Consider the following 5438-nt stretch of genomic DNA (forward strand, 5'->3'; position numbering starts at 1 on the left):
GACAGGAGGTACCGGATGATCTTATGGTTGCTTCCAAAGAGTATCTTTTAGAGCAGTTTATCGGGGACTTGGATGAAGCATGAAACGCAGGCTCTTCATTTAGCGAAGATGATGCAAAAGCATACATCTTATCCTACGTATGAGTTAACACTGCCACTTGTCACTGTACGCAGTAACAAGCTTAAAAAATTAAGTGTAGATGACATACTTCTTATAGGGATTGATACATTGGAATTCTTGTTGGTGGATGGAGATACTATCTGTGCGAATACACGACTAAAACCTATGGAAAATGCGCATGGAGCAGAAATTTCCTATTTGAAGAAAGATACGATTAGAGAGTTTGATAGTAAAAAATATAAAGCCCTAAAGATCTCTTTTGGTACAGTGCAAAGTAAAGCGTTGGAAATAGGGGCTAAGATAGATATTACACATCTAGATTTAGAAAAAGTAACGCTTGTATCAGAGGATAAAATGATAGCAGAGGGCTCTTTAGTCAATGTAGATGAAGAGATAGCAATACAAATAAAGAAAGTGAATTGATATGAAAAAGAAAGTACTAGTCGGTATGAGTGGAGGTGTAGACTCTACTGTGACATCTATACTCTTACAAAAAGAGGGTTATGAAGTAGAGGGTGTCTATATGAAACTCCATCAGAAACCGGGCTATCATGAAGAGAACTTTGCTAAAGCACAACGAGTAGGTGAGTATTTAGGTGTAAAGGTTCATTTTCTTGACTTGAGTGAAGAGTTTGATAAGCAGGTCTACAACTATTTTGTAGATAGTTACAAAGATGGACTCACCCCCAACCCTTGTGTCATGTGTAATCGTACTATCAAATTTGGAAAGATGGTTGAATTTGCAGATAGCATAGGTGCAGATTATGTAGCTACGGGGCACTACATTAAGTGTGACGGTGAGTTCATCTATACAGCAGAAGATCCAAATAAAGATCAGAGTTATTTTCTTTGTGAAGTGAAGAAAGAAGTCCTCCCTAGATTGCTTTTTCCTCTGGGTACATGGGTAAAAGATGATGTAAAAGCATATGCAGCCAATATAGAAGTGCTTAAAGACTTTGCTACACAAAGGGAGAGTTCTGAGATCTGTTTTGTAGAAAATACATATGATGAAGTATTGGCAAAGCATATGGACATAGATATGCCTGGTGAAACCATAGATACCGAAGGAAACGTAGTTGGTACGCACAAAGGATATATGCACTACACTGTAGGAAAACGTAGAGGTTTCTTTGTTAATGGTGCACATGACCCACATTTTGTACTTGATATTAAACCTGAAACAAATCAGATCGTTGTAGGTACAAAAGAAAAACTAGAAGAAAATGAATTTGAAGTGAAACAGATCAATCTTTTTAAAGACTTAAAAGAGTTTGACTGTACGGTAAAAGTGCGTTATCGCACTTCTGCAGTACCTTGCCATGTAGTGATCAATGATGGCAGAGCCAAAGTTGTATTGGAAGAGCCGGTATTTGGACTCGCAAAAGGACAGATAGCAGCATTTTATGAAGATGACAAGTTAATTGGCGGCGGAGTGATCTGTTAGGTCTTTCTAAGTACAGTGATTAAGTGATAAAAGAATAGTGGCCATATAACATACCTGTAGAAGCATTGGTATATGAAGTAAGTAGAGAAGAGGGAAGAAGTTTCCACTCTCTATTTGAGTATATAGACCGGTAGATAAACTATCCCATGCTGTTTAATACTTTATTGAGAGAGAAGTTACATTCTCTAAGTATGAAACACCTTATACATGTCTTGTGGGTGATACCTGAAGTTCTAGATGTGCCTTTTTGTGAAGTAATAGCTTTAATACATTAAATAATAGGGTGGTGGTACCCTTTGATATTTGTATTTATTCTAAGACTTAAGGTATAGAATGCTTTAATATACTTTTTATAGTAGTTTCAATATAATCCCGCGCTTTATTAAAAGCATGTTTAATAAAAATTCAAAAAGAGTATAAGTATGAAAATCAGCAATAAGTATTTGATTGGTTTGGCTATTATGTTGCTTATTTCAGGTTGTGGACAACCTGCTAAAGAGAAAAAAGATCAGGTAACAGGATTTAAGACAAATAGATCTTCATTTCTTATCACTATGGATACCGTTTCCCCCAATAAAAAAAATAGAAATGCTTTAATGGATGAGTTTATCATTAAATCGGATGTACAGTGCCAACACTATTTAGACAGACCATTGACAAAAGCTAAAAAAGAAGATGGAATGTATATGAAAGTTTTTGATGCTACAAGTCAAGCATTTGGAGTCAAAAATATTACAGATGGAGCTAAAATATTATATTCAGGTGGCGATGAAGACAAAAACAAAGATGCAAGATCAGCTTACGAAAAAGTTCTTTCTCCTGAAATTAAAAGAGGTGTAGAAATTGCAAGAGAAGCGTATGCCAGAAAAAATATGTATTCCAAAAAATATAAATTGATCGAAAGTTATACAAATGAAATGCTTGAACATGATATGCAAAACTATGATAAACTGTGTAGTCATGAAGTGGGACTTATTGAGATTAACAAAGCCTTAAAGAAAAGGCAGAAAAGACCAAAAAAAGTAACACCTTTTTCTCCAAAAGTCGTCATTGATCCTGTGACTATTGAAAATAAAGTAGAAGCAGTTACTGAAAAAATTGAAGCCGAAAAAGAAACTGAATCTAACGTAACCAGTGAAGCAGAAGATATTAATGAAACCGGTGATCCCGTCTTCTAAAGTAAACTATCATAAATAGCAAGTCATAATGAGAGAAGAAATTCAATGATTTAAGAGTATGTATATCTTCATTTAAGGATTTTGGATATAATGGCTCAATTAAATTTTACCAGGATGCTTCATGCAACAATTTGACAGACAAAATTCAACTCCATGTACTTCACACTCTTTTGCAATATTATTGATACCTTTTCTTTTTTTGGCAGGATTGGTACTTGCTTATTTGGGTATATTCCCTGTCAATGTTGAAACGCATACTTTGGGAATAGTGGCATTCATATTTGTTGTATTTGTATTTTTTGTAAAACATAATGCAAATTATGCGGTGTGTCATATGAAAGGATCTTTTTTCATAATGGAAGAGGACCTGCAGTCGGCATTGCGAGATAATGCATTGACAATTATGGGTAAAACAAAATCTACGTTGCATATTAAAGATTTTATTTCTGAGTACTACCAGGATATTCGTAATGACAATTTTGCACGTGTAGCTCCTTCTGTTTTCCCTATGTTGGGTATTTTGGGTACATTTATTGCTATTGCCTTGTCTATGCCTGATTTTACAGTCAAAGATCTTAGCTCACTTGACCGTGAGATATCTATACTTCTTTCTGGTATTGGTACTGCATTTTATGCATCTATCTACGGTATTATGCTTTCTCTTATCTGGACATACTTTGAAAAAAGAGGTATTGCAAAAGTAGATAAACGGATCTTTGATATGGAAAAACTGTATGGTCAACGTGTATGGAAAAGATCTGAACTTATCAAACATGAGCATATGCAGAGTGAGCTTAAAGATCAACAGATCGTTCAGACACTTAAAGAGACATTCAACATGGATTTTATTAAAGAGTTGAATGATCAGTATCTTAAAAACTTTACAACGATCATGCATGATACAACTAACAGTTTTACAAAGTTGACTGTACATATGCAGGAAGCTTCTTCTGAATTACGAGATACACTTGGAAATATACACCATAGACAAGCGAGTATTGATGCAGTTGCCGCTATGGAAAAAAATATTGAAGGGTTTAATGAAAATGCTCAAAACCTTCAAAAATCTATGGAACGTTTTGATGATTCAGTAGACCATACTTTCGAGAAAATAGATGAAGAACTGGGGCAGGCTGTAGAAAAGCTTGCTGAATTTGCACGTATCATCTCTGAACAGAATGAAGAGATACTTGAAAACATGGCAACACTAAAACAGCAAGAAAAGTAAAAATATGTTTAGAAAAGACAATACGAACGCAGAAAGTAATTTCTGGATATCATATGCCGACTTGATGGCAGGATTACTCTTTGTTTTCATTTTGCTTATTGGTGCGATCGTATCAAAGTCTGTTATCTTGAAGTCTGACCTGCATACAAAAGAAGAGAAGCTATCAAATTTATCTGAGACACTTAAAGCTAAAGAAAATACTTTGAATGAATTAAGTGACAGTTTGGCAAAAAGTCAGGCACTTATAGCTGAAAAAGACAGCTATCTTAGTGAAGATGAAAGACTTTTAGCTGAAAAAGATAGATTACTTACATTGAAAAATGCGCGTATTGCTGAAGACAAAATTAAATTGAGTGAAGCAGAAAAGCAACTTCAGCTTAAAAATGCACGTATTGCAAAAGATCAACTCAGATTGGCTGAAAATGAAAGAATGTTCAAGCTAAAAATATCTGAAATAGAAAAGCTGAATAGGCTGTTAATGGAGGCAAAGGCTGAACAGGATCTACTTAGCAATAAAATAGTATTTGTCCAAGATCTACTGGATAAAAATAAAAATGAATTAGATAAAACGACAAAAAGTTTAAAAGACTACGAAGGAAAAGTACTCATACTTTCTAATGAATTGAGTGAAACGAAGGATACAGTGAAAATAAAAGATGAAAAACTTTTAGCCCTTCTGAATGCTATTGATGAAAAGAAGACAAAGTATGATACATTGGTGGAAAACCTTCAGGCACAAAAAGCGAAGATAAAATCTTTGACAGGTATAAAGCTTCAGGTTGTGGCTGCACTTAAAGAAGCATTGGGCGATAAGATCGATATCGATAAAAATACTGGATCACTTAGACTCGCTTCCAACATTTTGTTTGGAAGTGGAGAAGCAACACTGAAGCCAGAAGCTAAAGTAGAGCTTGAAAAAGCATTTGAAGAGTATATAGGTACTTTGGTTACAAATCAAAATATCAAACCACATCTCGATAAAATTATTATTGAAGGACATACGGACAGTGTGGGATCGTATATCTATAACTTGAACCTTTCTCAAAAACGTGCACTAGCAGTAATGGAGTATTTACTCACTTTAGATTTTACGAAGAAACACAATATTCAACCGCTTATGATAGCTTCAGGTAGAGCTTATCAGGATGCTATTGTAGTAGATGGAGTAGAAGATAAAAATGCATCTAGACGTATAGAGATTAAATTCAGATTGAAGAATGAAGATGCGATGCATGAGATAGAAAAGGTTTTAGATGCGCAATGATTTTAAACCTGTGCATCTTCAGCAGGCAAATGCTAAACTGGGCAGACATGTATTATCTTCTGAACGATACCAAAAACAGGATGATGCTCTTAATCAAATATCTTTGTGGAAAAAGTTTTTAGGGCTATTTAAAACTAATCCTTTTGTGTTACCCGAAGAACTATATAAGCATAAATAACTTCAATATTTTTTATTCTTACCTTA

Annotated in this window: 6 protein-coding genes; all 6 read left to right on the forward strand. The window is 34.6% G+C overall.

Features of this window, described 5'->3' with window-relative positions; translation table 11 throughout:
* Positions 1–72 precede the first annotated feature (72 nt).
* The 6 genes from ABZC96_RS07945 (at position 73) to ABZC96_RS07970 (ending at position 5412) form a co-directional block, all read left to right on the forward strand.
* On the forward strand, positions 73–543 hold the full coding sequence (locus tag ABZC96_RS07945; protein WP_373030299.1) for a hypothetical protein: 471 nt from the start codon (positions 73–75) through the stop codon (positions 541–543).
* Position 544: 1 nt separating this feature from the next.
* Positions 545–1564, forward strand: a complete 1020-nt coding sequence (gene mnmA / locus ABZC96_RS07950) for a tRNA 2-thiouridine(34) synthase MnmA (protein WP_373030300.1) — start codon at positions 545–547, stop codon at positions 1562–1564.
* A 422-nt stretch (positions 1565–1986) separates the two neighbouring features.
* On the forward strand, positions 1987–2742 hold the full coding sequence (locus ABZC96_RS07955) for a hypothetical protein (protein WP_373030301.1): 756 nt from the start codon (positions 1987–1989) through the stop codon (positions 2740–2742).
* Between the two features lie 121 nt (positions 2743–2863).
* Complete coding sequence (locus ABZC96_RS07960) at positions 2864–3970, forward strand: MotA/TolQ/ExbB proton channel family protein (RefSeq protein ID WP_373030302.1); 1107 nt, start codon at positions 2864–2866, stop codon at positions 3968–3970.
* A gap of 4 nt (positions 3971–3974) precedes the next feature.
* Positions 3975–5234 carry an OmpA family protein gene (locus ABZC96_RS07965; protein WP_373030304.1) on the forward strand — a complete coding sequence of 420 codons (1260 nt, stop codon included), beginning with the start codon at positions 3975–3977 and terminating at the stop codon, positions 5232–5234.
* Entirely contained in the window at positions 5224–5412 is a 189-nt protein-coding gene (locus ABZC96_RS07970; RefSeq protein WP_373030306.1) for a hypothetical protein, read from the forward strand. Before ABZC96_RS07965 ends, ABZC96_RS07970 begins: the two co-directional genes overlap by 11 nt.
* Positions 5413–5438: the final 26 nt, after the last annotated feature.

It is taken from the genome of Sulfurovum sp., assembly GCF_041551015.1.
Taxonomy (GTDB): Bacteria; Campylobacterota; Campylobacteria; order Campylobacterales; family Sulfurovaceae; genus Sulfurovum.